This window comes from Sphingomonas sp., assembly GCF_035998645.1.
Taxonomy (GTDB): domain Bacteria; phylum Pseudomonadota; class Alphaproteobacteria; order Sphingomonadales; family Sphingomonadaceae; genus Sphingomonas.
The window spans coordinates 836564-860176 of sequence record NZ_DASYHL010000004.1 but is presented as its reverse complement, the minus strand read 5'-3'; the positions used below and the strand labels follow the sequence as shown (position 1 = coordinate 860176).

The 23613-nt window shown below is 67.8% G+C and carries 29 protein-coding genes and 1 tRNA gene; 17 read left to right on the top strand and 13 right to left on the bottom strand.

Features of this window, described 5'->3' with window-relative positions; all coding sequences use genetic code 11:
* Window positions 1-36 precede the first annotated feature (36 nt).
* Window positions 37-1668 carry an alkaline phosphatase family protein gene (locus tag VGN66_RS13640; protein ID WP_327519340.1) on the top strand — a complete coding sequence of 544 codons (1632 nt, stop codon included), beginning with the start codon at window positions 37-39 and terminating at the stop codon, window positions 1666-1668.
* 10 nt (window positions 1669-1678) lie between these two features.
* Here VGN66_RS13640 and VGN66_RS13635 read toward each other — a convergent pair.
* From VGN66_RS13635 to VGN66_RS13615, 5 genes are all read right to left on the bottom strand, one after another.
* Window positions 1679-1755 (bottom strand) — tRNA-Arg (locus VGN66_RS13635).
* Window positions 1756-1790: 35 nt separating this feature from the next.
* A complete protein-coding gene (locus VGN66_RS13630; protein WP_327519339.1) occupies window positions 1791-2225 on the bottom strand; it encodes a DUF1178 family protein in 435 nt (144 codons plus the stop codon).
* On the bottom strand, window positions 2222-3046 hold the full coding sequence (locus VGN66_RS13625) for a carbon-nitrogen hydrolase family protein (protein ID WP_327519338.1): 825 nt from the start codon (window positions 3044-3046) through the stop codon (window positions 2222-2224). The genes VGN66_RS13630 and VGN66_RS13625 overlap by 4 nt, the downstream gene beginning before the upstream one ends.
* Window positions 3043-3300 (bottom strand): glutaredoxin 3, encoded by a 258-nt coding sequence (gene grxC, locus VGN66_RS13620; protein ID WP_327519337.1) that lies wholly within the window; start codon window positions 3298-3300, stop codon window positions 3043-3045. Before grxC ends, VGN66_RS13625 begins: the two co-directional genes overlap by 4 nt.
* Before the next feature lie 31 nt (window positions 3301-3331).
* Entirely contained in the window at window positions 3332-4063 is a 732-nt protein-coding gene (locus VGN66_RS13615) for a ComF family protein (protein WP_327519336.1), read from the bottom strand.
* A gap of 43 nt (window positions 4064-4106) precedes the next feature.
* On the opposite strand from VGN66_RS13615, the gene VGN66_RS13610 reads away from it, so the two are divergent.
* The 3 genes from VGN66_RS13610 (at window position 4107) to VGN66_RS13600 (ending at window position 6407) form a co-directional block, all read left to right on the top strand.
* Window positions 4107-4955, top strand: coding sequence for a methyltransferase domain-containing protein (locus VGN66_RS13610; protein ID WP_327519335.1), 849 nt, complete (start codon window positions 4107-4109; stop codon window positions 4953-4955).
* A gap of 179 nt (window positions 4956-5134) precedes the next feature.
* Window positions 5135-5314, top strand: a complete 180-nt coding sequence (locus VGN66_RS13605; protein WP_327519334.1) for a DUF465 domain-containing protein — start codon at window positions 5135-5137, stop codon at window positions 5312-5314.
* A 109-nt stretch (window positions 5315-5423) separates the two neighbouring features.
* Entirely contained in the window at window positions 5424-6407 is a 984-nt protein-coding gene (locus VGN66_RS13600) for a TerC family protein (protein ID WP_327519333.1), read from the top strand.
* On the opposite strand, the gene VGN66_RS13595 is transcribed toward VGN66_RS13600, so the two are convergent.
* Window positions 6404-6832, bottom strand: coding sequence for a (deoxy)nucleoside triphosphate pyrophosphohydrolase (locus VGN66_RS13595; RefSeq protein ID WP_327519332.1), 429 nt, complete (start codon window positions 6830-6832; stop codon window positions 6404-6406). The genes VGN66_RS13600 and VGN66_RS13595 overlap by 4 nt on opposite strands.
* Before the next feature lie 54 nt (window positions 6833-6886).
* On the opposite strand from VGN66_RS13595, the gene VGN66_RS13590 reads away from it, so the two are divergent.
* Both VGN66_RS13590 and VGN66_RS13585 read left to right on the top strand, forming a co-directional pair.
* A complete protein-coding gene (locus tag VGN66_RS13590; RefSeq protein ID WP_327519386.1) occupies window positions 6887-7069 on the top strand; it encodes a Flp family type IVb pilin in 183 nt (60 codons plus the stop codon).
* A 127-nt stretch (window positions 7070-7196) separates the two neighbouring features.
* The gene (locus VGN66_RS13585) at window positions 7197-7364 is read left to right on the top strand and encodes a Flp family type IVb pilin (RefSeq protein WP_066665303.1); all 168 of its coding nucleotides are present in this window, start codon (window positions 7197-7199) and stop codon (window positions 7362-7364) included.
* A 198-nt stretch (window positions 7365-7562) separates the two neighbouring features.
* Here VGN66_RS13585 and VGN66_RS13580 read toward each other — a convergent pair whose 3' ends face one another.
* Genes VGN66_RS13580 through VGN66_RS13565 form a run of 4 tightly spaced genes read right to left on the bottom strand, consistent with a single transcriptional unit; the run spans window position 7563 to window position 11363 of the window.
* Entirely contained in the window at window positions 7563-8510 is a 948-nt protein-coding gene (locus VGN66_RS13580; protein ID WP_327519331.1) for an acetyl-CoA carboxylase carboxyltransferase subunit alpha, read from the bottom strand.
* 9 nt (window positions 8511-8519) lie between these two features.
* A complete protein-coding gene (locus tag VGN66_RS13575; RefSeq protein ID WP_327519330.1) occupies window positions 8520-9449 on the bottom strand; it encodes a tyrosine-type recombinase/integrase in 930 nt (309 codons plus the stop codon).
* Window positions 9446-11245, bottom strand: coding sequence for a hypothetical protein (locus VGN66_RS13570; protein ID WP_327519329.1), 1800 nt, complete (start codon window positions 11243-11245; stop codon window positions 9446-9448). Before VGN66_RS13570 ends, VGN66_RS13575 begins: the two co-directional genes overlap by 4 nt.
* Complete coding sequence (locus tag VGN66_RS13565) at window positions 11226-11363, bottom strand: hypothetical protein (RefSeq protein WP_224922282.1); 138 nt, start codon at window positions 11361-11363, stop codon at window positions 11226-11228. The genes VGN66_RS13570 and VGN66_RS13565 overlap by 20 nt, the downstream gene beginning before the upstream one ends.
* Before the next feature lie 80 nt (window positions 11364-11443).
* On the opposite strand from VGN66_RS13565, the gene VGN66_RS13560 reads away from it, so the two are divergent.
* Window positions 11444-11983 (top strand): shikimate kinase, encoded by a 540-nt coding sequence (locus tag VGN66_RS13560; RefSeq protein WP_327519328.1) that lies wholly within the window; start codon window positions 11444-11446, stop codon window positions 11981-11983.
* Complete coding sequence (gene aroB, locus VGN66_RS13555; protein ID WP_327519327.1) at window positions 11980-13080, top strand: 3-dehydroquinate synthase; 1101 nt, start codon at window positions 11980-11982, stop codon at window positions 13078-13080. The genes VGN66_RS13560 and aroB overlap by 4 nt, the downstream gene beginning before the upstream one ends.
* 126 nt (window positions 13081-13206) lie before the next feature.
* Here the strand turns inward: aroB and dnaA are convergent, their stop codons facing one another.
* From dnaA to mutM, 3 genes are all read right to left on the bottom strand, one after another.
* Entirely contained in the window at window positions 13207-14565 is a 1359-nt protein-coding gene (dnaA, locus tag VGN66_RS13550; protein ID WP_327519326.1) for a chromosomal replication initiator protein DnaA, read from the bottom strand.
* A gap of 461 nt (window positions 14566-15026) precedes the next feature.
* Window positions 15027-15290 carry a 30S ribosomal protein S20 gene (gene rpsT, locus VGN66_RS13545; protein WP_224922286.1) on the bottom strand — a complete coding sequence of 88 codons (264 nt, stop codon included), beginning with the start codon at window positions 15288-15290 and terminating at the stop codon, window positions 15027-15029.
* Between the two features lie 122 nt (window positions 15291-15412).
* Window positions 15413-16225 (bottom strand): bifunctional DNA-formamidopyrimidine glycosylase/DNA-(apurinic or apyrimidinic site) lyase, encoded by an 813-nt coding sequence (mutM, locus tag VGN66_RS13540; RefSeq protein ID WP_327519325.1) that lies wholly within the window; start codon window positions 16223-16225, stop codon window positions 15413-15415.
* Window positions 16226-16280: 55 nt separating this feature from the next.
* Between mutM and VGN66_RS13535 the strand changes: the two genes are divergently transcribed.
* Genes VGN66_RS13535 through VGN66_RS13495 form a run of 9 tightly spaced genes read left to right on the top strand, consistent with a single transcriptional unit; the run spans window position 16281 to window position 23610 of the window.
* A complete protein-coding gene (locus VGN66_RS13535) occupies window positions 16281-17012 on the top strand; it encodes a class I SAM-dependent methyltransferase (protein ID WP_327519324.1) in 732 nt (243 codons plus the stop codon).
* Window positions 17009-18541 (top strand): 2-polyprenylphenol 6-hydroxylase, encoded by a 1533-nt coding sequence (gene ubiB, locus VGN66_RS13530; RefSeq protein ID WP_327519323.1) that lies wholly within the window; start codon window positions 17009-17011, stop codon window positions 18539-18541. The genes VGN66_RS13535 and ubiB overlap by 4 nt, the downstream gene beginning before the upstream one ends.
* A 31-nt stretch (window positions 18542-18572) precedes the next feature.
* Complete coding sequence (locus VGN66_RS13525) at window positions 18573-19679, top strand: hypothetical protein (RefSeq protein WP_327519322.1); 1107 nt, start codon at window positions 18573-18575, stop codon at window positions 19677-19679.
* A 10-nt stretch (window positions 19680-19689) separates the two neighbouring features.
* Entirely contained in the window at window positions 19690-20868 is a 1179-nt protein-coding gene (gene coaBC / locus VGN66_RS13520; protein ID WP_327519321.1) for a bifunctional phosphopantothenoylcysteine decarboxylase/phosphopantothenate--cysteine ligase CoaBC, read from the top strand.
* A complete protein-coding gene (locus VGN66_RS13515) occupies window positions 20858-21655 on the top strand; it encodes a hypothetical protein (RefSeq protein ID WP_327519320.1) in 798 nt (265 codons plus the stop codon). Before coaBC ends, VGN66_RS13515 begins: the two co-directional genes overlap by 11 nt.
* A complete protein-coding gene (gene dut / locus VGN66_RS13510) occupies window positions 21655-22101 on the top strand; it encodes a dUTP diphosphatase (RefSeq protein WP_327519319.1) in 447 nt (148 codons plus the stop codon). The genes VGN66_RS13515 and dut overlap by 1 nt, the downstream gene beginning before the upstream one ends.
* Window positions 22098-22514, top strand: a complete 417-nt coding sequence (locus VGN66_RS13505; protein ID WP_327519318.1) for a hypothetical protein — start codon at window positions 22098-22100, stop codon at window positions 22512-22514. The genes dut and VGN66_RS13505 overlap by 4 nt, the downstream gene beginning before the upstream one ends.
* A complete protein-coding gene (locus VGN66_RS13500) occupies window positions 22511-23263 on the top strand; it encodes a molybdopterin-synthase adenylyltransferase MoeB (RefSeq protein ID WP_327519317.1) in 753 nt (250 codons plus the stop codon). The genes VGN66_RS13505 and VGN66_RS13500 overlap by 4 nt, the downstream gene beginning before the upstream one ends.
* Window positions 23251-23610, top strand: a complete 360-nt coding sequence (locus tag VGN66_RS13495; protein ID WP_327519316.1) for a DsrE family protein — start codon at window positions 23251-23253, stop codon at window positions 23608-23610. The genes VGN66_RS13500 and VGN66_RS13495 overlap by 13 nt, the downstream gene beginning before the upstream one ends.
* Window positions 23611-23613: the final 3 nt, after the last annotated feature.

Below are 23613 nucleotides of genomic sequence, written 5' to 3'. Positions count from 1 at the left end.
AGCGGGCGCCGCCATTTTTGCCATGCCGGAGGGTATATGCTCGCTCGATTGCTCGCCACTGCCATGCTGATTGCCGTTCCGGTTGCGGCACAGGAAGCTGCCCCGGCCCCGGCCCCGGCGGCGCCACCCAAGCTGATCGTCACCATTTCGGTGGACCAGTTTTCGGCGGACCTGTTTGCGGCCTATCGCCCCTATTTCACCGGCGGGCTGGCGCGGATGGCGCGCGGCGTGGTGTTTTCATCGGGCTATCAGAGCCACGCGGCGACCGAGACCTGCCCCGGCCATTCGACGATCCTGACCGGCAGCCGCCCGGCGCGCAGTGGCATCGTCGCCAATGACTGGGTCGACCTCAAGACCGCGCGTGAGGACAAGACGGTCTATTGCGCCGAGGACGAGCGCGTTCCGGGCAGCACGTCGGACAAGTACACAGTATCGCCGCTGCACCTGCTGGTGCCGACGCTGGGCGACCGGATGAAGGCGGCGACCCCGGCAACGCGCGTCGTGTCGGTGTCGGGCAAGGATCGCGCGGCGGTGATGATGGGCGGCAAGAGTGCCGATCAGATCTGGTGGTGGGGCGGCAAGGGCTTTGTCAGCTACACCGGCACGGCCGAGGCGCCGATCGTTGCGCGCGCCAATGCCGCGATCACCGCGCAGCTCGCCAAGCCGCAGCCCGCGCTGGCGCTGCCCGATTATTGCAAGCCGCGCGATGTTGCGGTGACGGCGGGCAGCCGCACGGTCGGCACCGGGCGGTTCGCGCGTGAGGCGGGCGATGCCCGTGCGTTCCGCGCGTCGCCCGAGATGGACGGCGCGACGCTGGCGCTGGCGGCGGCGTTCTTTGAGGAGATGAAGCTCGGCCTCGGCGAGGCGACCGATGTGCTGATCGTGGGCGCGTCGGCGACCGACTATGTCGGCCATGGCTATGGCACCGAGGGCACCGAAATGTGCCTGCAGCTGACCAGCCTAGACCGCGATCTGGGGGCGTTCTTCGACGTGCTCGACCGGAGCGGGGTGGATTATCAGGTGGTGCTGACCGCCGATCATGGCGGGCATGACCTGCCCGAGCGCAATGTGATGCACGGGATCACCGATGCCGCGCGCGCGCAGACCGGGCTGTCGTCCAAGCCGATGAGCGACAAGGTTGCAGCGAAGCTGAAGCTGGGCGAGAAGCGGCTGCTGTGGGGCGGGAATTTCGGCGACATCTATGTCGACCCCGCGCTCAAGCCCAAGCTGCGCGCCAAGGTGATGGCCGAGGCGATCGCGCAGTATCGCGCGCATCCGCAGGTCGCGGCGGTGTTCACCGGCGAAGAGATCATGGCGACGCCGAGCCCGAGCGGGCCGCCGGAGAGCTGGACGCTGATCCAGCGCGTGCGTGCGTCCTATTATCCGGGGCGGTCGGGCGATTTCTATGTGTCGCTGAAGCCGCGGATCACGCCGATCCCGGTCCCGGGTGGCGCGGTCGCGACGCATGGCAGCATCTGGGACTATGACCGGCGCGTGCCGATCCTGTTCTGGCGCAAGGGCGTGACGCCGTTCGACCAGCCCAATGGGGTGGAGACGGTCGACATCCTGCCGACGCTCGCCAGCGTCATCGGGCTGCCGATCGATCCGGCGAGCATCGATGGTCGGTGCCTGGACCTCGACGCGAGCGCGGGCAGCAGTTGCCGCTGATTTTCAGGGCTGGTGTCCCGGAGAGGATTCGAACCTCCGACCTACAGTTTAGGAAACCGTTGCTCTATCCTGCTGAGCTACCGGGACACTCGGCGGCTGGTTAGAAGCACGCGGCGGCGTGGTCAATTGCGCTGGTCGGGCGGGATCACGGGCAGGGGCAAGGGCGCGACGGGGACGCCGTCTTCGATCAGCGCCTTGGCCTCGGCGAGGCTGGCCTGGCCGTGGATCGGAGCAGTGCTTTCCTCGCCCGCATGCATCGCGCGCGCCTTGTCCGCGAAGGACATGCCGACCCATTGCGAGCCCTCCAGCATCTTTGCCTGAACTTGGGCGAGCGCGGCCATCAGTGCCTTGGGGTCCGGCGTCGCGGCGGGTGTGGCGGGAGCGCGGTTGCCCTTGGCGGGGATGTTGGGGGCCATCACTGCCTTGGCGATGTCGGCGTCGCCGCAGATCGGGCAGGACAGGAGGCCGCGGGCGCGCTGGTCCTCATAATCGGAGCTCGATCCGAACCACGCCTCGAACACATGGGTCTGGGTGCATTTGAGGTCGAAGACGATCATGCGCGGGTGACCGGCGGGATTGGTCGGCGATGCGCGATGGCGGGGACGCGGCTGCGGATATCGGTGACGCGCGCAGGGTCGATTTCGGCGAAACCGAGCCCGGCGGGCTCGCCCATATCGAGCAGGATTTCGCCCCATGGGTCGATCGCGAGGCTGTGGCCGTAGGTGGTGCGACCGTCCGCGTGCGCGCCGGTCTGGGCGGCGGCGATGACATGAACCCCGGCCTCGATCGCGCGGGCGCGCAGCAGCGTGTGCCAATGCGCGGCGCCGGTGGGTCGGGTGAAGGCGGCGGGGACGGCGAGCAGGGTCGCGCCGGCATCGGTCAGCGCGCGATAGAGATCGGGGAAGCGGATGTCGTAGCAGATCGACAGGCCCAGCGCGCCGAGTGGAGTGTCCACCACCATTGCGCGGTCGCCGGGGGCATAGGCGTCGGATTCGCGCCAACGCTCGCCGGTCGGCAGGTCGACGTCGAACAGATGCAGCTTGTCATAGGAGGCGCGGATCGCACCATCGCTGTCGATCACGAAGCCGCGATTGACGAAGCGGCCGTCATCGCCGCGCAAGGCGAGCGAGCCGAGTTGAACCCAGACGCCATGGCGCGCCGCTGCTTCGCGGACGGCGGCGAGAACGGGATCGTCTTCCTGCGCCACGATTGACGCGGCGCCACGTTTTCGATCCCGGTCGAGCAGGCCCGACATTTCGGGAGTGAACAGCATCGCCGCGCCCTCCCCCGCCGAGGAGGCGACAGCCTCGACCAGCGTGCGCGCATTGGCGAGCGGGTCGATGCCGCTGGTCATCTGAAGGACAGCGGCGCGGGTCACGCGCCGAGCAATGCGTCCAGCTTGCCCTCACGCTCCAGCGCCATCAGATCGTCGGAGCCGCCGATATGCGCGCCGTCGATGAAGATCTGGGGCACCGTGCTGCGGCCATTGGCGCGCTCGAGCATCTCCTGCCGCTTCGGGCCGCCCATGGTGAGGTCGAATTCCTCGTAATCGGCGCCCTTGCTGTCGAGCAAGGTCTTGGCGCGGTGGCAATATCCGCAAAATGCCTTGGTGTAGATTTCGATCTTGGCCATGGTTCCGAGGTGTGGTTCGCGGTGCCGCTTGTCAATCCGCCTCCGCATCGTCGATCACCCGCGCCCAGCACAGGATCGTCACTTTGGCCGCGCCGGCACGCTTGAGGAGGCGCGCGCAGGCGGTGGTCGTCGCGCCGCTGGTGTGGACGTCGTCGACCAGGATGATGGACTTGCCGCGTACCGCATCGCGGGCGTCGGGGGCGAGCGCAAAGGCGCCGGCGACCGCCTTCGCCCGCCCGCGTGGGCCGAGGCCGCGCAGCACCGGGGTCGCCTTGACCCGGCGGAGCAGGTCGGGCGCGACGGGGATGCCTGACGCAGCGCCGAGTTCGCGGGCGATCAGCAGCGCCTGATTGAACCCGCGCCCCCAGATTCGCCAGCGATGCAGCGGGACCGGGACGAGCAGCGCGGCATCTTCTGGGATCAGTCGCGTCATCAGCCGTGCGGCGGTGACGGCGAAGCCGGTGCGCCCGCCATATTTGAGGCGCAGCGCCAGCGTCCGCGCCGCCGGACCATAGGCGACCGCCGCGCGTACGCCGTTATGCACCGGCGGATCGGCGAGGCACGCGCCGCACTGCGCCGCGTCGCCGCGATCATGCTCGAACGGGAGGTTGCAACTGGCGCACCAGGGTGGCGCGATCAGGCGCATTCCGCTCCAGCAGGTGGCGCAAAAGCGGTGATCGGCATCGACCACGTCGCCACAGCCCGGGCAGCGCGGGGGCAGCGCCAGGCCGATCAGGTCGAGCAACGGTTGACGCAGCCCCATGCAGAGCTTGTCGCGCGACGCGTGACGCGGCACAAGCCGCGCCGTGACCCCCGCCCCCACCCCGCCCGAGATTTTCGACCGCAACCGCCGCCGCCTGCGCCGGGATCGCGCCGCGCCGGGCTTTGCCGGGTTCGACTTCATCCGCGCCTGGATGCTCGACGGGATTGCCGAGCGGCTGGACGCGGTGCGGCGCGAGTTTCGCGATGTGCTGGATCTGGGCAGTTTCGACGGTGCGTTCGTGCCGCCGCCGGGTGCGACCGTCACGCGGATCGACGCCGGTGCGCGCTTCGCCGCGCTGTCGGGCGGCAGTCAGGCGGACGAGGACCGGCCGCATTCGCCGGAGGGTGCCTATGACCTCGTCGTGTCGGCCGGAGTGCTCGACAGCGTCAACGACCTGCCCGGCGCGCTAGCGCTGGTCCGTCGATCGCTGCGGCCCGATGGCCTGTTCATGGGCGCATTTCTTGGTGGATCGACGCTGGCGACGCTGCGCAGCGTGATGCTGGAGGCGGAGGGTGACCGACCGGCGGCGCGGGTGCATCCGCAGGTCGATGTGCGCGCGGCGGGTGACCTGCTGGTCCGCGCCGGCTTTGCGCTGCCGGTGGCGGATGTCGAGACGCTGGAGGTGCGCTACTCCAACCTGTTCGATCTGGTCCGCGATTTGCGCGGCATGGGGGCGACCAGCCTGCTGCGCGACCCCGCCCCGCTGACGCGCGGTGCAGTGGCGCGCGCCGCCGAATCCTTCGCCACACGCGCCGATGCCGAGGGGCGGACCAGCGAGCGATTCGACGCGATTTTCGTCACCGGCTGGGCCCCCGATCCGTCGCAGCCCAAGCCCGCGCGACGCGGTTCCGCGAGCGCGTCGCTGGCCGATGCACTGCGGCCCAAGCCCTGATATCTTGACAAAATGGCGCGTTGCAGCCATAAATGGCGTGCGGACCGGGCCCCTCTGGCGATCAATGTGATCGCGATGTCGGACCGCATCGGATGATCCGATGCAGGCTGGGCTTTTTGTAACCGTATCCCCCCGCTGACGGCCATCCGATCGATTTCACATCGACAGGAGGCATTATGATGAGTGGCATGTTGTACCGTCTGAGCGTCGTCCACCGGAAGCTGGACGAGGAGATTCGCCGTGAAGCGCGGCGACGCAATCCGGACGGGTTTCGGCTGCTGCGGCTCAAGAAGCTGAAGCTGGCGGTCAAGGACCGTCTGGCCGGCCACTGGAAGCGCGCAATCGCGACCGGTAACTAACCCAACCACCACGACCGGCGGCCCGGGCCCCTCTGATGCGCCGATGCGCATGATGTCGGGCCGCCATGATGGCGCACGAAGCGCGTCACCCAACAGGGGCTGACTTACAATGGAATTTCTGACGTTACTCTGGCTGGGCAAGCCGGTGTGGATGTGGCTTGCCTTTATGGGGCTGGTCGCCGTTCTGCTCGCGCTCGACCTTGGCGTGCTGCATCGCAAGGCGCGCGAGATCGGCGTGAAGGAGAGCCTGATGCTCTCGGCCTTTTATATCGTGCTGGGCCTCGCGTTCAGCGGCTTTGTCTGGTGGCAGCTCGGTGAGACCGCAGCGATCAATTACGTCACCGGATTCGTCGTCGAGAAAAGCCTGGCGATGGACAACGTCTTCGTCATCGCGATGATCTTCACCTATTTCGCTGTGCCGCGTCAGTATCAGCACCGGGTGCTGTTCTGGGGTATCCTCGGCGTCATCGTGCTGCGCGCGATCATGATTGCGTTGGGTGCGACGATCGTGTCCGAATTCGGATGGGTGCTGTACATCTTCGCAGCGTTCCTGATCTTCACCGGCATCAAGATGTGGCGAATGGTCGACACGCCGTATGACGTGTCCGGATCGCCGCTGCTCGGCTGGTTGCGGCGGCATATGCGGGTGACCGACGGGCTGCGCGGATCGGCGTTCTTTGTGCGGGAGGCCGATGCGAAGACGGGCATTGTGGTGCGGCATGCGACGCCGCTGTTCCTCGCGCTGGTAATGATCGAGTTCGCCGATCTGGTGTTCGCGGTCGATTCGGTGCCGGCGATCTTCGCGATCACCACCGATCCGTTCATCGTCTACACGTCGAACATCTTCGCGATCCTGGGCCTGCGCGCGCTGTACTTCGCGCTGTCGGCACTGGTCGAGCGGTTCCACTATCTGAAGTATGCGCTGGCCGTGCTGCTGGTGTTCATCGGGTCGAAGATCTTCGTCGCCGATGCGCTGGGGCTGGCCAAGGTGCCGCCGCTGGTCTCGCTCGGGATCACGGTTGCGATCCTTGCCACGGGCGTTGCCTATTCGCTGTGGCGCACCCGCGACCAGCAGGTGGCGCGCGCGACCTAAATCAGCGCCTCGAGCAGTCCGATCAGCGGCTTGTCCGCGGGCGGCATATCGAGGCGGTGCAATTCGAGCGGGCGAACCCAGCGCAGCGCGGTCGCGTGTCGCGCCTGGGGGACCCCGCTCCATTTGCGGACCGCGTAAAGCAGCAGGAGCAGGTGGCGGTCGCCCAGCGTTTCGCTGGCGAAGGTCGCAGGGGCAAGGCACGCCTGCTCGACGTTGATGCCGAGTTCCTCCCCCAGCTCGCGACACAAAGCCGGTTCGGGCAGTTCGCCGGGCTCGACCTTGCCGCCCGGAAACTCCCACAATCCGGCCATCGGCTTGCCCGGCGGGCGCTGCTGCACCAGCACGCGCCCGTCACCATCGACCAGCGCCGCCGCCACGACCGTGAGGATACGCCCTGTTGGAATCCCAGCATCCGATTTCAGCATTTCGTTAATCTTGTTTCCGTAGTTTTCCGGTAGAGCCAAGCCGAAAGGGCAATGATGCGTGCACTCAAGCCATTTCTGACCCGGCTGTCACGCTGCACCCGCGGCGCGACTGCGGTCGAATATGGCTTTATCCTCGCGCTGATCGTCCTCGTCCTGATTGGCGCACTGACCGAACTTGCCGGCAGCACGACCGGCATGTGGAACAATGTCAGCAACAAGGTCCAGAACCCCGGTTGATTTTCGACCAATCCGGTGGCGCGCCTAAGGCGTTTGTTAACTTCCGTCACTTAATTTCGAAGCTGCTGAGACCGGTTTACCCCGGGAACAGCCGGGAACTGAAGCTTCGAACAGGATGGAGACCGGTATGAACACGATCCGCAAGATTTTTGGCAACAAGAAGGGCGCCACCGCAATCGAGTACGGCCTCATCGCCGCTCTGATCGCCGTCGCCGCGATTGCCGCGATGCAGGGCCTGGGCAACCAGCTCAAGACGACCTTCACCAACGTTTCGTCGAACATGAAGGCGTCGTAAGACCTCTTCGTTTCGAAACGACTGAACAGGGGGCGGCGGACCAATGGGTCCGCCGCCCTTTTTCTATTCCTCCCCGGAACGGGGAGGTGGCAGCGCGCAGCGCTGACGGAGGGGGCCCGACGCACCGGAAACCCTTGCCTCGGGCCCCCTCCTCCAGCTTCGCTGGTCCCCCTCCCCGTTCCGGGGAGGATTTATGGATTACGCCCGGCCCATCGCCAGGAACTTGGCGCGGCGGGCCTGGCGCAGCGCGGTTGCGCTCTGGCCGGACAGATCCTTGAGTGCCGATTCGATCGCATCGCCCAGCGAATCGATCGCCTTGGCATGGTCGCGGTGCGCGCCACCCAACGGCTCGGTCACGATCGTGTCGATGACGCCGAGTTCCTTGAGGTGCTGCGCGGTGACCTTCATCGCCTCAGCGGCGTCGGCGGCCTTGTCGGCGGTGCGCCACAGGATCGAGGCGCAGCCTTCGGGCGAGATCACCGAATAGACGGCGTGTTCCATCATGAGCACGCGGTTGCCCGCGGCGAGCGCGACGGCGCCGCCCGAACCGCCCTCGCCCAGAATCGATGCGACCATCGGCACGCCGAGGTTGAGGCACGCCTCGGTTGAGCGGGCGATGGCTTCGGCCTGCCCGCGCTCTTCGGCCTCCATGCCGGGGAAGGCGCCGGAGGTGTCGACCAGCGTCACGACGGGGATGCCGAACTTGTCGGCGAGCTCGACCAGACGGATCGCCTTGCGATAGCCCTCGGGCTTGCCCATCCCGAAATTGTGGCGGAGGCGGCTGGTGGTGTCGTCGCCCTTTTCATGGCCGATGACCATCACGCGCTGTCCCCGGAAACGTCCAAGGCCGCCCAGAATCGCCTGATCGTCAGCAAACGCGCGGTCGCCGCCGAGCGGCATGAAATCGGTGATCAGCCGCGCGACATAATGTTTGAAGTGCGGCCGCTCCGGATGGCGCGCAACCAGCGTCTTCTGCCACGGGGTCAGCTTGGAATAGGCGTCCTTGAGGAAGCGGTCGGACTTGCCCTGAAGCTTGGCGACTTCGGACTCGATATCCACCTCGCCACCCGCAGCGGTGTCGCGCAATTCGTCGATCCGGGCCTGAAGCTCGGCGATCGGCTTTTCAAATTCAAGAAAACTGGCCATCGCGCGCACCTATGCCCCGTCGCGCTTCGCGTCAATTCGGGGCGTATCGGCGAGCGGGTGGCGTTCGTTGACAAGGCTGATCAGCCGGGCGCTGTCGACATGGGTGTAGATTTCGGTGGTCGCGATATCGGCATGGCCCAGCATCGCTTGCAGCGCGCGCAAATCGGCCCCACCCTCCAGCAGATGCGTGGCGAACGCGTGGCGCAGGACGTGCGGGCTGATGCGGTCGGGCGGGATGCCCGCCAGCCCCGCAATGTCCCGAACCATCTGATACAGGCGGATGCGGCTGAGATGCCCCTTGCCCGACGGAAACAGCCACGGCCGTGCCGGATCGACATGCTCGCGCCATACCGCCACCGCCGCGCGGGCGCGATCGGACAGCGGCACCAGCCGCTCCTTCCCGCCCTTACCGCGCAGGATCAGATAGGGCTTGTCGGGCTGCACCGCGCCGCGCGGGAGCGACACCAGTTCGCTTGCACGCAGGCCGGAGCCGTAGAGGAGTTCGATCAGCGCGAGCAGGCGCAGGTCGCGCGGATCGGGGGGCACGCGATCAATCCGCGCCTGAATCGCGGTAAAGATCGCCTCGACATCGGCGTTCGACAGCGTTTTTGGCAGGCCCCGTCCGTTGCCGGGCCGGGGCAGCGCGCTGCCGGGATCATCGGCGCGCAATTTCTCGTCGACCAGAAAGCCATAGAAGCGGCGCAGTGCCGCCGATTTGCGCGCGACGGTGGCGCGGGCGAGGTCGCGCCATTCCTCCGCCAGCCGCTCGATTGCCGGGCGATCGGCGACCGCCAGCGCGCCCTCGAGCGCCTGCGACGCCAGCCGCAGATCGGTGCCATAAGCCGCAAGCGTGTTCGTCGACGCGCCCGCCTCGGCGGCCAGCATCTCGAGGAAGCGCTCGATCAGCGCCGGGTCGTCCCCGGGGCGGATCTGGCTCAAAGCCGCGTGATCGCCTCGACGGCGATCATCCGCGCATAGCCATCGAGCCCGACCTGAGTCAGCGCGCGGGTGATGTGATACAGCGCCTCGGGCGATACGCCTTCCCACACCCGGCTCTGCATGCCGACCGCCGCGAGCAGCACCACCGTTCCCGGCTGGTTCGCGTCCGCCGCCTGCGCGATCGCGCGGGTCCAGGCGTTGGCGGCGTCGAACTCCACGCCCGATGCGCGCATCAGCCGTTCGGCATCTCCGTTGGATATGCGGCCCATCCCGGCCATCGCCGCGATCAGCATCGCGCCATTGGTGGCATCGGCGCTGTTGCGATACGCCTCGACATCGCCGACCGCGACTGCGCGGCCCGGTTCGGCGAGCAGCAGCATGCCCCAGCCGTCGCTGCCGCGCGGGACGATCTGTTTCCAGCGCAGCGCGGCGCGGTCGAGCCCGGCGCTGAGCATCGATGCGATCAGGCGATCGGCGTCGGCAGCATGTTCGGCCGACGGCGTCAGGCGCGCGGCGGCGCGGGCGGTGAGGATCAACCGGCTATAGGTGGCGCGCGGCCCCTGCGCCTCGTCCCATAGCTGGCGCATCCGCTCGACCCGCTCGGCGGCGGTGGCGGCGGTGAAGGCGGCGCGCAGATCGCGGGCAACCGCGACTTCGGCGATCGACGGATCTTCCTGTGCCTCGATCTCGCCGTACAGGTCGGTGAGCGCCTGGCTCGAGAAGATGCCCTGGGTCGCCGCTGCCTCCGCCGCGGCAGCGCGGTCACGCAGGCCCAGCATCGGCGCGGTCGCGCGCCAGTAGCGCAGTTGCGGCCCGGCAGTGCCGTACATCCGCTCGGGAATGTCGGTGCCCGATGCGACCGCAAGGCCCCAGCGCCAGGCGCTGATCCGGTCCACGGCGTCCCATTCGACGGTGACTGCGCGGCGGCCCGATACGCCCATGCCGACCAGCTTTTCGGCCAGCAGCACATCGACCGACGTACCCATTCGACGGCGGCTGGCGTCGATCAGCGGCCCGGCCTTGGACGGATCGGCATCGAGCCCCGCGCAGATCGCTTCGGCGAGCCACCAGTTGCGGTCGGGCGCGGTGTCGAGCGCGGGCTGAACCATCGGGCACATGCCGCCCGGATCGGCGGTGGCGAGCATCGCCTGCATCGCCACCTGAAACATTTTGGGCGTGTAGTTGGCGATATCGACCGACTGGACCAGCGCGCGCGCGGCATCGGCCTCACCCATGCGGATCAGCAGCCACGCGCGCTCCGCCGCGAAATCCGCGCCGTTGAGGCCGCGCGGGGTGTCGACCCGCGACAGCAGCGCGCGGCGCAGCGCGATCGACAGCCAGCGCGATGCGACCGGCGCATCGGCGCGGCGCATCAATGTCTGGAGGAAGCCGCCATCGGCATTGCCGAACGCGGTTGCAGCCAGCCCGTCGCTGGCGGGCGAGGACGGGCCGACCTGCGCGAGCGAGCGCTTGGCGAAATCGGGGAGTTCGTAGCGGGCGATCGTCGCGTAATCGATCTCGCCCGGTGCTTCGGGCGCGACGCCACCGGCCGCTGCGGTCGTATTGCCCGGCGTGCCGGGCGCAACCGGCGGAGCATCCGCGCGCGGCGCGCTCGTCGGTCCAGCCACGGGCGCGGTCGGCGCGGGGGCTGGCGCCGGAGCGGGCGCGGGGACCGGATCGTCGAATCCGGGGGGCAGCAGCGATTCGGGTCGATCCTGCCCCAGCGCGGGAATTCCCACGCCGGCAGCGACCACCAGAACCGCGGCGAGCGCGGTCTTAGTTCGAGAGATTGTCAAGCGGGACGACCTTCTCGACACGCACCGGTTGCTTTTCCGTATCGCGCCCCGCGAGGAAAAACAGCCCTCCGATCAACAGGATAGCAACAATGACGATGATGATGAGCGAACGGGACATCGACCCCCTCAAACCGGTTCTGAACACAGGCGACGGGCCTTTTGCCCGAGCGCGATGCTCGCTGTATAGCCCCCGCGACCATGCTGCAAACCCACCGCGCCGATCCTGAACCGATTACCCGCCCGATCGTGCTGATCGGACTGATGGGCGTGGGCAAAACCACGGTCGGCCGCCGCCTTGCCCAGCGCCTCAAACTCCCCTTTGTCGACGCCGATGCGGAGATCGAGGCGGCAGCGGGGATGACCGTCGCAGAAATCTTCGAGCGATTCGGCGAACCGCATTTTCGCGACGGCGAACGGCGCGTGATCGCGCGGCTGATCGATGGCGCGCCCAAGGTAATCGCGACCGGCGGCGGCGCGTTCCTGAACGAGGAAACCCGTACGCTGATCCTTGACCAGGCGACCGCGATCTGGCTGGACGCCGCCCCCAAGGTCTTGGCCGAACGCGTCGCCAAGCGCGACCATCGCCCGCTGCTACGCGGAAAGGATCCGTTGAAGGTGCTCACCGAACTCGCCGAAATCCGCAACCCGATCTATGCGCTCGCGCCGATCCATGTGGTGAGCAAGGCCGCGCCGCACGAGGCGACGGTGAGCTCGATTCTGGAGGCGCTGGGTCGATGAAGGTCGTTCCGGTCGCGCTGGGCGCGCGTAGCTATGAAGTGCGGATCGCGAGCGGCTTGCTGGCGCAGGCGGCGGAGCAGCTTGCGCCGCTGTCGCGCGGGCGCCCGTTTGTCATCGTCACCGATGCCAATGTCGCGCCGCACGCCGCGCGGCTGGCGGCGTTGCTGCACAATGGCGGGCTTGCGAGCGATATCATCGCCCTGCCTGCGGGCGAGGCGACCAAGAGCTGGGCGCAGCTCGAATCGCTCACCGACGCGCTGCTCGAGCGCGGGATCGAGCGTGGCGACCATGTGATTGCGCTGGGCGGCGGGGTGATCGGTGATCTGGTCGGCTTCGCCACGTCGATCCTCAAGCGCGGCTGCCACTTCGTGCAGATCCCGACGACGCTGCTGGCGCAGGTCGACAGCTCGGTCGGCGGCAAGACCGCGATCAACAGCCGGGCGGGCAAGAATCTGATCGGCGCGTTCCACCAGCCGTCGCTGGTGCTGATCGACCCGGACCTGCTCGACACGCTGCCGCTGCGCGATTTGCGCGCGGGCTATGCGGAAGTGGTGAAATACGGGCTGATCGACGATCTCGGCTTTTTCGAATGGTGCGAGGCCAATGGCGCGGCGCTGCTGGCGGGCGATCCGGCGGCACGCGAGCATGCCATCGCGCATTCGGTCGCGGCCAAGGCGCGGATCGTCGCCGCCGATGAGCGTGAGACGACGGGCGTGCGCGCGCTGCTCAACCTTGGCCACACCTTTGGCCATGCGCTGGAGGCGGAGACGGGCTTCTCCGACGCGCTGCTGCATGGCGAGGGCGTAGCGGCGGGGATGGCGCTCGCCTTTGCCTATTCGGCGCGACGCGGGCTATGCCCGGCGCAGGATGCCGATCGGGTCGCGGCGCATCTGAAGGCGATGGGGATGCCCCATGACCTGCGCAGCGCCGGCATTACCGCGTCCGGCGAGACGTTGGTCGCGCACATGCTGCACGACAAAAAGATGGACGCCGGCACCCTGCCCTTCCTGCTCGCGCACGGCATCGGGCGGACCTATCTCGACAAGCAGGTCGACCTGGCGGACGTGGCGGCGTTTCTGGACGAACTACCACGCTGACAACGACCGTTTGCCCTGAGCCCGTCGAAGGGCCGCAAGCGAAACGTCTGTTGGCAATCGCCCTTCGACAAGCTCAGGGCAAACGGGGGTTGGTGATCGCAGGCGCTCGTGGTGCGCCGAGCTGCCTCAAGCCTCGAGCTGGCGCATCAGGCTGCGGACGGCGCCGTCGATTTCGCTGTCGGTGCCGCGCAGTTCCTCGATGCGGCGGACGGCGTGGATGACGGTCGAATGGTCGCGATTGCCGAACTTGCGGCCGATTTCGGGCAGCGAGCGCGTGGTCAGGCGCTTGGCGAGGTACATCGCGATCTGGCGCGGGCGGGCGATTGCCACCGCGCGGCGCTGTGACACCAGGTCGAGCTGCTTGACGTCGAAATGCGACGACACGGCCTTCTGGATCTCGTCGATCGTTACACGGCGCTGGCTGCCGCGCAGTGCTTCGCCCAGCACGCTCTCAGCGAACTCGATCGTCACGACCTCGTTGTTGAGCTGCGAATAGGCGACGAGGCGGTTGAGCGCGCCTTCGAGCTCACGCACCGACGAGCTGATTCGCGTCGCGAGCAGGTCGAGCACTTCGGACGGCACCGTGGCGCCCGACATATCCTCAAGCTTGCGGTCGAGGATCGTGCGGCGCAGGCCGAGCTCAGCCGGCTTGATATCGGCCGCGAGGCCCGAGCCGAGGCGCGAGGCGAGCCGGGTTTCGATCCCCTCAAGCGCCAGCGGGCTGCGATCGGCGGCGATCACCAGCCGTTTGCCCTCACGCATGAATTCGTCGACGGTGTGGAAGAACTCTTCCTGAGTCGATTCCTTGCCAGCGATGAACTGGAGATCGTCGATCATCAGCAGATCGACGCCACGCAGCCGCGCCTTGAAGCTGTAGGTGTCGCGCTCCCGCACCGCGCGGACGAATTCGAACATGAAGCGCTCGGCCGGCATGTAGATCGCGGTCGCGTCCGGGCATGCGTCCATGAACGCATGGCCGATCGCGTGCATCAGGTGGGTCTTGCCCTGGCCGGTGTTGCTGTGGAGGTAGAGCGGGCTGAAGCGCGGCTTGCCCGGCTCCGCCAGCGCCTTGGCGGCGTTGAACGCCAGCCGGTTGGACGTGTCGACCACGAATCGGTCGAAGGTGAAGCGCGAATCGAGATTGGGACGCTCGCCCGCTCCGGCCTGGGCCGAGGGCGCGGCGGGCGTCGCCGCTTCGACCACGGGGGTCGCTGCGGCAAGCTCACGATTCGCACGCGCGTCGACCGTCTCGATCGAAACCGTACGCACGCCCGGAAGCTGCGCACGGAATTCCATCGCCAGACGGTCGGCGTAATGATTCTTGACCCAGTTGGTCATGAAGGCGGACGGCAGGCCCAGACGCACCGTTTCGGCGTCGTCGCCCGGGATCAGGACGATTGGCTTAAGCCACTGGTCGAACAGCCGCTGCCCTGCGGAGAGTCGCAGATTGCCGCGCACGCGTGTCCAGGCCTTGGCTTGATCCATATTTCCCGTTGCCCCTCAATTGCCAAAACACCCGCATGCGCGCCCGGCGCGCATGGACTCCCCCCGGCGCGAAGGAGTTCCTTCGCGCAAATCGCTCAGGCAACAGCCTCCCTCAGCCGGAATGACATCCGCACTTGGTTGGTGCCTTCGCTGAATCCGCCGACGTGAACGCCGTGGCGGAGGGCTGTTTTAGGGACGCTTTTCTGAGTCGAGCAAGAGGGTGGCATGTAAAGAATCTGAAATAAGTGGGGTTGACTCACTCAGAGCCCCGGAAACGCGTTATTCTTCTCTTAAATCACTGATTTAACGCGTTTTTATTGATTCATTACATCGCCGTAACACCGCGACTCATTGGAATTGCGCGATTCGCTTCCGCGCGGTCAGAAATTGGTCTTATCACAAACGAAAAACCCCGCCGGCACAGGGCCGGCAGGGCTCTTTCGATCGTCCTGATCGGCGGTTCAGCCGAGTGCGGCAAGCCGCTTGGTCAGGCGCGAGAACTTGCGCGAGGCGGTGTTCTTGTGAACGACGCCCTTGGCCACGCCGCGTGCCAGCTCCGGCTGCATCGCCTTGAGCGCGGTTTCCGCTGCGGCCTTGTCGCCGCTGGTCAGTGCGCTTTCGACCTTCTTGACGAAGGTACGGATGCGGCCAACGCGGGCACCGTTGACTTCGGCGCGGCGGTCGTTGCGGCGGATGCGCTTCTTGGCTTGCGGCGTGTTCGCCATGAATCTTCGTTCCTGTTTTCGATGCGAAAAGAGGCGCGGATTTCCGTCCCACGCCTCGGGAAAGCGCGGCCCTTAGCGAGGGCAGGCGATTCGGTCAACCTTTTGCGGAGGAAAACCGGGCACTAACGCTGGCATTTCGGACACCAGAAGGTCGAGCGCCCACCCTCGGCATAGCGCGCGACGGTGCCACCGCATTCGCACGGCTCGCCTTCGCGGCCATAGACTTTGAACTGCTTGGAGAAATAGCCGAGCTCGCCATCGGGCCGGGCATAGTCGCGCAGCGTCGACCCGCCGGCTTCGATCGCCGATTCGAGCACGCTATGCACCGCCGCGACGAGTCGCTGGAGTTGCGGCCGGGTCAGTGATCCGCCGCTGCGCTTGGGCGAGATGCGCGATTCGTGCAGCGCCTCGCAGACATAGATGTTGCCGAGTCCCGCGACGATGCGCTGGTCGAGCAGCAACAGCTTGATCGACGCCACCCGCCCGGCAAGCGCCTGGCGCAGGTGATCGGCGTTGAAGTGCGGCCCCAGCGGCTCAGGCCCCAGTGCGGCGAACGGCGGCCACGCGCCAATCTCGGCGGTCGGCATCAGGTCGACCGACCCGAATCGGCGGGGATCGTTGAGCGCCAGCACCCGGCCCGCCCCGGTCTCGATCAGCAGATGATCATGCGGCAGCAACTCGGTCGGATCGATTCGCCACCGACCCGACATGCCGAGGTGGAAGATCATCGTGTCGCCACGGTCGGTGTCGATCAGGCCATATTTGGCGCGTCGCCCGAGCGCGGTGACGGTTGCCCCGGTCAGCCGCTGCCCCAGATCGACCGGCATCGGCCGGCGCAGGTCGGGGCGGCGCAACTGGACGCGCGCGATCCGTTGCCCGTGCAAGGCAGGGGTCAGACCGCGGACCGTCGTTTCGACTTCGGGAAGCTCGGGCATTTTGTCCCGCTAAGCGGGCTTTGCCGCGCCCACAAGGGCGGCTAAGGGCTTGGCCATGACCGACACCGTCTCCTTTGGCTATGAAGAGGTTGCGCCCGACGAAAAGACCCGCCGGGTAGGCGGCGTCTTTTCCAGCGTCGCGGCGCGCTATGACATCATGAACGACGCCATGTCCGGCGGGCTGCACCGCGTCTGGAAGGACGTGTTCGTCCGCCGGGTGAAGCCGCGCCCAGGCGAAGCGATTCTCGACATGGCCGGCGGCACCGGCGACATCGCCTTCCGCATGGCCGAACATGGCGCGGCGGTTACGGTGGCCGACATCAACCCCGACATGCTCGCAGTCGGCATCGATCGCGCGGCCAAGCGCGGCATCGACGGGCTGGTGTGGAGCGAGGCCAATGCCGAAACGCTGCAATGGCCCGACCGATTCTTCGATGCCTATACGATCGCGTTCGGCATCCGGAACGTCACCGACATCCCCGCCGCGCTGCGTGAGGCGCATCGCGTGCTGCGCCGGGGCGGACGGTTCTTCGTCCTCGAATTCTCTACGACCTTATGGCCGGGCTTTGCCGATGTGTACGACGCCTATTCGCACCGGCTGGTGCCGAAGCTCGGCGAGATGCTGGCGGGCGATGCCGACAGCTATCGCTATCTGGTCGAATCGATCCGCCGCTTCCCCGACATGCCGACGTTCGAGGCGATGATCAAAGACGCGGGCTTTGTGCAGACGCGGGTCGAGCCGATGCTGGGCGGGCTGGTCGCGATTCACAGCGGCTGGAAGATTTGACCGCTCCCGTCGTCCATCTGTGGCGCCTCCTGAAATGGGGTCGCACGCTGGCGCGTCACGGCGCGCTGCGCGGGATCGAGCGTGACCGCAATGCGCCGCCGTTGGTCCGCCGCGCCGCGCGCATCCTGCGATTCGGTGCGCGCCTGCCAGAGGTGCCGCGCTATGCCGATGCGCTGCAGGCGATCGGTCCGGCGGCGATCAAGCTCGGCCAGACACTCGCCACCCGCCCCGATTTGATCGGCGAGGCCGCGGCGCATGATCTGTTGCGGTTGCAGGACGCGCTGCCCCCCGTCCCGTTCGCGGTGATCCGCGCGGCGATGGAGACGGGCTTCGGCAGGCCGATCGAGGATCTGTTTCTGTCGGTCGAGGAGACGCCGATCGGCGCCGCATCGATCGCGCAGGTGCATCGCGCGATCACCACCGATGGCCATCAGGTCGCGGTCAAGGTGCTGCGGCCGGGGATCGAGGTCGAGTTCGCACGCGCGATCGAAACCTATGAATGGGCGGCAGCGCAGCTTGAGGCGCAGGGCGGTGAGGTTGCGCGCTTGCGCCCCCGCCTCGTCATCGAGACCTTCAAGCGCTGGACCGCACGCGAACTCGACCTGCGGCGCGAGGCAGCGTCGGCGTCGGAGCTGTCCGAATCGATGGAGGCGGAGCCCGACTTCACCGTCCCGACGATCGACTGGCAGCGTACGACCGGCAAGGTCATGACGCTGGAATGGATCGACGGCATCAAGCTGTCGAACCGCGACGCGCTGATCGCTGCAGGGCATGACACCGAGAAGCTGGCGCATACGCTGGTCCGCGCGTTCCTGCGTCAGGCGATTTCCGAAGGCTTTTTCCACGCCGACATGCACCAGGGCAATCTGTTCGCCCTGCCCGGCGACCGGATCGCGGCGATCGATTTCGGCATCATGGGCCGGATCGACCGCCGCGCACGCGTGTGGCTGGCGGAGATTCTCTACGGCCTGATCACCGGCAATTACCGCCGCGTCGCGGAGATTCACTTCGAGGCGGGCTATGTCCCCGCGCACCATAATGTCGCCGAGTTCGCGACCGCGCTGCGTGCGGTCGGCGAGCCGATGCGCGGCCTGCCGGTCAAGGACATGAGCGTCGGCATGATGCTCGACAGCCTGTTCAACATCACCCGCGACTTCGACATGCAGACCCAGCCGCATCTGCTGTTGCTGCAAAAGACGATGGTGATGGTCGAGGGCGTGGCGACGCGCATCCATCCCGACATCAATCTGTGGGACAGCGCCGCGCCGTTCGTGCGCGAATGGATCCGCACCGAACTGGGCCCGGAGGCGTTCCTGGCCGACCGGATTTCGGAGGATCTGAAGACGCTCGCGCGGCTGCCCCGGCTGATCCGCAATATCGAACGGCATTTCCCCGATCCGGGCGGCGCGCCCCCTGCCCCGCCGCTGCGCGAGATTGAGGTGGTGCGGGTTGGCGGTGGCTGGCGCTATGGCGTGGTCGCGCTGCTCGCCGCCGGGTCGGGCGTCGCGGCGACGCTGTTGCTTGCCTGACAAGCGACTCCAGTCGCGCTAGGGACGTCGCATGACCAGCGCTCCCCTGTGGCTCTCCGCCCCCAGCCGCTTTGCCGCGCTGCCGGTGAACCGTGCGCGCTGGGTGGTGGCTGGGGTGGTGCTGTTGATCCTCGGCGCGCTGAGCGTGTTGTTCGTGCCGCTGCCCGTGCCTGGCGCAACCGGTGCGGGGGCGGATCGGCAGGGCGATGTCGCGCTGTATGAGTCGATCGTCGCGGCGGTGACGCATGGCGAGGGCTATTACCGCGCCGCGGCGGATGCGTTGCGCATGGGCGGCTATCCGCTGCGGCCGTTCCTGACCTTTCGCATGCCGGGGCTGGCCGTGGTGCAGGGCGCGCTGCCTGCCGCGCTTACCGTTGCGATGCTCTATGCGCTCGCACTGGCGACGGCGTGGAGCTGGTACCGGCGGGTCGCGGAAGCGCTGCCGCGCTGGCCCGCACGCGTGGTAGCGCTGGTGCTGCTCACCGCCGGGATGCTGGCGTTCGTGCAGAGCGGGCTGATCGCGTTTCACGAGATTTGGGCAGGGCTGCTCGTCGCGCTCAGCCTCGCGCTGCGCCGTCCCGGGCGTTGGGTCGAGGCGGCGGCGATTGCGGCGATCGCGACGCTGATCCGCGAGACAGCCGCGCTGTACGTGATCGTCATGGCGGGCATCGCCTTTGCCGAGGGGCATCGGCGCGAGGCGGCGGGATGGGCTGCTGCGCTCGGCCTGTTCCTGCTGGTGCTGACCGCGCATGCGGTGGCGGTGCAGGGCGTGACGGGGCCGCTCGACGCCACGTCGCCGGGCTGGGCGGGGCTGAACGGGTTCGGGCTGTTCGTCCGCGCGATGACGCTGGCGACGGGGTTGCAGTTGCTGCCGCCCGCACTGGCCGCGATCCTGACCGCGCTGGCGCTGTTCGGCTGGGCCTGCTGGCGCGACCCGCTCGGGCTGCGCGCGCTCGCTACCTTCTGCGCCTATGCGCTGGTGATCAGCCTATTTGCGCGGCTCGACACGTTCTACTGGGGGCTGATCATCGCGCCGGCCTTTTTGATCGGGCTCGCCTTTGTGCCCGATGGCCTGCGCGACCTGTGGGTTCGCGCCCGCGACCGGCGGCGGGTGGTCGTGACGCAGGTTGCGCGCTAGAGATCGCGGCATGAAGCGTATCCTTCTTATCGTCGGCGGCGGCATCGCGGCGTACAAGGCGTGCGAGCTGGTCCGGCTGATCCGCAAGGCGGGGCATTCCGTCACCTGCGTCGTGACCGCAGGCGGGCAGCATTTCGTGACCCCGATGACGCTCGCCGCCCTGTCCGAGAACCAGGTTTATACGGCCCTGTGGGACCTCAAGGACGAGGCCGAGATGGGGCATATCCAGCTCAGCCGCGCCGCCGATCTGGTTGTCGTCGCGCCCGCCACGGCGGACCTGATGGCGAAGATGGCGGCGGGCATTGCCGACGATCTCGCCACCACGCTGCTGCTCGCGACCGACAAGCCGGTGCTGGCGGCGCCCGCGATGAATGTGCGGATGTGGCAGCACGCCGCGACGCAGCGCAACGTCGCCACGCTGCGGGCCGATGGCGTGACCGTGCTGGAGCCCGACGAAGGGCCGATGGCGTGCGGCGAGTTCGGTGCCGGTCGGCTGCCCGAGCCGGATGCGATCCTGCGCGCGATCGAGGATGCGCTGGCGCCGCCATCGGGTCGGCTCGCGGGCAAGCACATCCTCGTCACCGCCGGGCCGACGCATGAGCCGATTGATCCGGTGCGCTACATCGCCAACCGTTCGTCGGGGAAGCAGGGCTTTGCGATTGCCGGCGCGCTCGCGGCGCTGGGTGCGCGGGTGACGCTGGTGGCCGGGCCGGTCGCGCTGCCGACGCCGGCGGGCGTGGAGCGGGTCGATGTCGAGACCGCGCGCGAGATGGCAGCGGCGGTCGATGCCGCTTTGCCCGCTGATGCCGCGGTGATGGTCGCGGCAGTTGCCGACTGGCGCGCGGGCGACGCAGCGGGGCAGAAGATCAAGAAGGGTGACGCGGCGGCTCCCGCGCTGGCGCTGGTCGAGAACCCCGATATTCTGGCCGGACTCGCCCATGGCACCAACCGACCGCGCCTCGTCATCGGTTTCGCCGCCGAAACCGAACGGGTGGTCGAACATGCGGTCGCTAAACGTACGCGCAAAGGCGCAGACTGGATTGTCGCCAACGATGTTTCGGGCGATGTCATGGGAGGCGATGCCAATCTTGTTCACCTTGTCACGGCGTCGGGCGTCGAAAGCTGGGAGCGGCTGGCCAAGGCCGATGTCGCACGCCGCCTCGCCGAACGGATCGCCGATGCGCTTTAAACTCTCTCTCCTGCTGCTCCCGCTGCTGATCGCCGGATGCGCGGCCGATCGCGCGCAAACTCCGACGGCGCCGAAGCTGTTCACCCAGGGCTATGGCGCCTCGCCGCGCACCGCGCCGACACTGTATGTCGTCATTCACGGCAATGGCCGCCGCGCCAAGATCGACACCAGCGACTTTGCGCGCTCATTGGCAGCGGCCGAGCCGGGCAGCGCCGTCGTACGATTGCTGCGCCCCGGCTATGCCGACGGTATCGGCGGCCAGTCGCCCGGCGTGCGCGGGGCGAGCCCGACCGATGATTTCAGCGCAGAGCGAATCGCCGCGGTGGGCGACGCCATCGCCGCGCTGCGTCAACGCTATCGCCGCGCGCGCGTGGTTGTGATCGGCGAAGCCGGGGGCGCGGTGGTTGCCGCCAATCTGGCCGGGCTGCGTCCCGGTTTGATCGATGGCGTGGTGCTGGTGTCCTGCCCCTGTGCATTGCCCGAATGGCGCGCCTATCGCGCGAAGCGCGAGCCGGATACGCCGCACTGGCGCGAAAAGCTGGTCAGCCTCGATCCGCTGCAGACCGCCGGTGGCATCCAGCCGGGACTGCGGGCAGCGATTCTGGTCGGCGGCGCGGACGCCGATGTGCCCGCGCGCTTTTCCCGCAGCTATGCCGAGGCGCTGAGCCTGCGCGGGATCACCACCGATTTCCGCATTATTCCGGACCGCAAGGACCCAGTGCTGGACGACCCGCAGGTGCTCGAGGCCACCCGCCGGCTTGCCGCCGCATTGCCGAGGCGCAACTGATGGGCGCGCCGATCTCGATCCGCCTGATGCGCCTCCCGCACGGCGAAGGCCTGCCACTCCCCGCTTATGCAACTGCGGGGGCGGCGGGGATGGATGTGGTTGCGGCAGAGGATCTGGTCCTCTCCCCCGGCGCGCGTCACGCGGTCGCGACCGGCTTCGCCATCGCGATTCCCGCGGGTTTTGAGGTGCAGGTACGCCCGCGCTCCGGCCTTGCGCTCAAGCATGGCATTACCTGTCTCAACACCCCCGGCACGATCGACGAGGATTATCGCGGCGAGGTGAAGGTGATCCTTGCCAATCTTGGCGACGAACCCTTCACCATCGTGCGCGGAGAACGGATCGCACAGCTCGTCCCCGCGCCGGTCCAGCGCGCGGTATTCGAGGAGGTTGCGGCGCTCGACGACACGGCGCGCGGCGGCGGCGGGTTTGGATCAACCGGACGATGATCACGGTCACGGCCCTCGCGCTGACGCTTGCCGCCGTGCAGGGAGATCCGGCGCCGACGCAGGACGCTCCCGCGCCGGCGGCGATCGATTGGGAGAGCCTGCCGGCCCTGCCCTATCGCGAGGCGCCGAACATGACCCCGGCGATGCATGATTGGGCGCGCGGCCAGGTGCGCTCTCGCAAATGCCGTGCGAGGCGGCTGGTCGACGGGCGTCCGGCGGTGCGGATCGAGGTCGCAGTGCTGGTCGATGAAGAGGGTGTGCGCACCACCATCCCGCGCGCGACCGGCTGTCCGACGATCGAGCAATATGCCGCCGGGCTGGTCGCGGGTTTTTCGCGCAACAATTTGACCCAGCGCACAGCTTCGCCGACAGCCTGGTACCGCGCGACAGTGACCTTCGCCTGGCGGCAATGAGCTTTTCCGACGCCGAACTCGAACGCTATGCCCGCCACATCGTGCTGCCCGAGATCGGCGGCGCGGGTCAGGCGGCGCTGAAGGCCGCGCGGGTGCTGGTGGTGGGCGCTGGCGGGATTGGAAGCCCGGCGCTGCAGTATCTGGCGGCGGCGGGGGTAGGCCAGATCACGGTCGTCGATGACGATCGCGTCGATCTGTCGAACCTTCAGCGGCAGACGATTTTCAGCACCGAGGACGCGGGGCGCTCCAAGGCGGTCGCAGCGCTGACACGGGCGGAGGCTATCAATCCCCATATCGAAATGCGGGCGTGGCAGGTCCGCCTTGATGGCGGCAACGTGGACGAACATGTCCGTGGCAACAACGTCATCCTCGACGGCACCGACAATTTCGAGACCCGCCTGCTCGTGGCCGATGCAGCCCTCCGCCATCGCGTCCCGCTGGTCAGCGCGGCAGTCGGGCGGTTCGAGGGGCAGCTTGGCGTGTTTCGTGGGTGGGAGGCGGACAAGCCCTGTTATCGCTGCTTCGTCGGGGCCGACCCGGAAACAGCCGGGATCAACTGTTCCGAACAGGGCGTGCTCGGCGCGCTGACCGGGATCATGGGCAGCCTCGCGGCGCTCGAGGTGATCCGCGCGATCCATCCGTTCGGGGAGGACAGCGCGGGCAAGCTGTTGCTCGCCGACACGCTGGCGCTGCGCTTCCGCACGCTGACCCTGCCCAAGGACCCGGGGTGCCCCGCATGCGCGGCCTGACGCTGATCGTCGCGACCGGCGATATCGAACGGTTCCGCGCCGCGCTCGCGCTCGCCTGCGCCCATGCTGCGCTGGGTGGGCAGGCGCGCGTCTATGCGCATGAGGCTGCGGTGCCGTTGCTGGTCCCCGGCGCAGATCCCGACGATACCGCGCTGCCCGCGCATGGCTTTGCGACGCGCGCGCAACTGCTCGCCGAGGCGCATCAGGCCGGGGTGCGCCTGATCGCGTGCCAGACCGGCCTTGCCGCCGCCGGCCTCAGCTTCGACGCGCTCGCCGCCGGGACCGAGCCCGGCGGACTGATTTCGCTGATGGCCGAGCTGGGCAACGACCGGCTGGTGGCGTTTTAGCCT

Coding starts and splice junctions, on each gene's coding strand:
- VGN66_RS13640 (WP_327519340.1), top strand. CDS start 37: ATGCTCGCTCGATTGCTCGCCACTGCCATGCTGATTGCCGTTCCGGTT.
- VGN66_RS13630 (WP_327519339.1), bottom strand. CDS start 2,225: ATGATCGTCTTCGACCTCAAATGCACCCAGACCCATGTGTTCGAGGCG.
- grxC (WP_327519337.1), bottom strand. CDS start 3,300: ATGGCCAAGATCGAAATCTACACCAAGGCATTTTGCGGATATTGCCAC.
- VGN66_RS13615 (WP_327519336.1), bottom strand. CDS start 4,063: ATGGGGCTGCGTCAACCGTTGCTCGACCTGATCGGCCTGGCGCTGCCC.
- VGN66_RS13605 (WP_327519334.1), top strand. CDS start 5,135: ATGAGTGGCATGTTGTACCGTCTGAGCGTCGTCCACCGGAAGCTGGAC.
- VGN66_RS13600 (WP_327519333.1), top strand. CDS start 5,424: ATGGAATTTCTGACGTTACTCTGGCTGGGCAAGCCGGTGTGGATGTGG.
- VGN66_RS13595 (WP_327519332.1), bottom strand. CDS start 6,832: ATGCTGAAATCGGATGCTGGGATTCCAACAGGGCGTATCCTCACGGTC.
- VGN66_RS13590 (WP_327519386.1), top strand. CDS start 6,887: ATGCGTGCACTCAAGCCATTTCTGACCCGGCTGTCACGCTGCACCCGC.
- VGN66_RS13585 (WP_066665303.1), top strand. CDS start 7,197: ATGAACACGATCCGCAAGATTTTTGGCAACAAGAAGGGCGCCACCGCA.
- VGN66_RS13580 (WP_327519331.1), bottom strand. CDS start 8,510: ATGGCCAGTTTTCTTGAATTTGAAAAGCCGATCGCCGAGCTTCAGGCC.
- VGN66_RS13565 (WP_224922282.1), bottom strand. CDS start 11,363: ATGTCCCGTTCGCTCATCATCATCGTCATTGTTGCTATCCTGTTGATC.
- VGN66_RS13560 (WP_327519328.1), top strand. CDS start 11,444: ATGCTGCAAACCCACCGCGCCGATCCTGAACCGATTACCCGCCCGATC.
- aroB (WP_327519327.1), top strand. CDS start 11,980: ATGAAGGTCGTTCCGGTCGCGCTGGGCGCGCGTAGCTATGAAGTGCGG.
- dnaA (WP_327519326.1), bottom strand. CDS start 14,565: ATGGATCAAGCCAAGGCCTGGACACGCGTGCGCGGCAATCTGCGACTC.
- rpsT (WP_224922286.1), bottom strand. CDS start 15,290: ATGGCGAACACGCCGCAAGCCAAGAAGCGCATCCGCCGCAACGACCGC.
- mutM (WP_327519325.1), bottom strand. CDS start 16,225: ATGCCCGAGCTTCCCGAAGTCGAAACGACGGTCCGCGGTCTGACCCCT.
- VGN66_RS13535 (WP_327519324.1), top strand. CDS start 16,281: ATGACCGACACCGTCTCCTTTGGCTATGAAGAGGTTGCGCCCGACGAA.
- VGN66_RS13525 (WP_327519322.1), top strand. CDS start 18,573: ATGACCAGCGCTCCCCTGTGGCTCTCCGCCCCCAGCCGCTTTGCCGCG.
- coaBC (WP_327519321.1), top strand. CDS start 19,690: ATGAAGCGTATCCTTCTTATCGTCGGCGGCGGCATCGCGGCGTACAAG.
- VGN66_RS13515 (WP_327519320.1), top strand. CDS start 20,858: ATGCGCTTTAAACTCTCTCTCCTGCTGCTCCCGCTGCTGATCGCCGGA.
- dut (WP_327519319.1), top strand. CDS start 21,655: ATGGGCGCGCCGATCTCGATCCGCCTGATGCGCCTCCCGCACGGCGAA.
- VGN66_RS13505 (WP_327519318.1), top strand. CDS start 22,098: ATGATCACGGTCACGGCCCTCGCGCTGACGCTTGCCGCCGTGCAGGGA.
- VGN66_RS13500 (WP_327519317.1), top strand. CDS start 22,511: ATGAGCTTTTCCGACGCCGAACTCGAACGCTATGCCCGCCACATCGTG.
- VGN66_RS13495 (WP_327519316.1), top strand. CDS start 23,251: ATGCGCGGCCTGACGCTGATCGTCGCGACCGGCGATATCGAACGGTTC.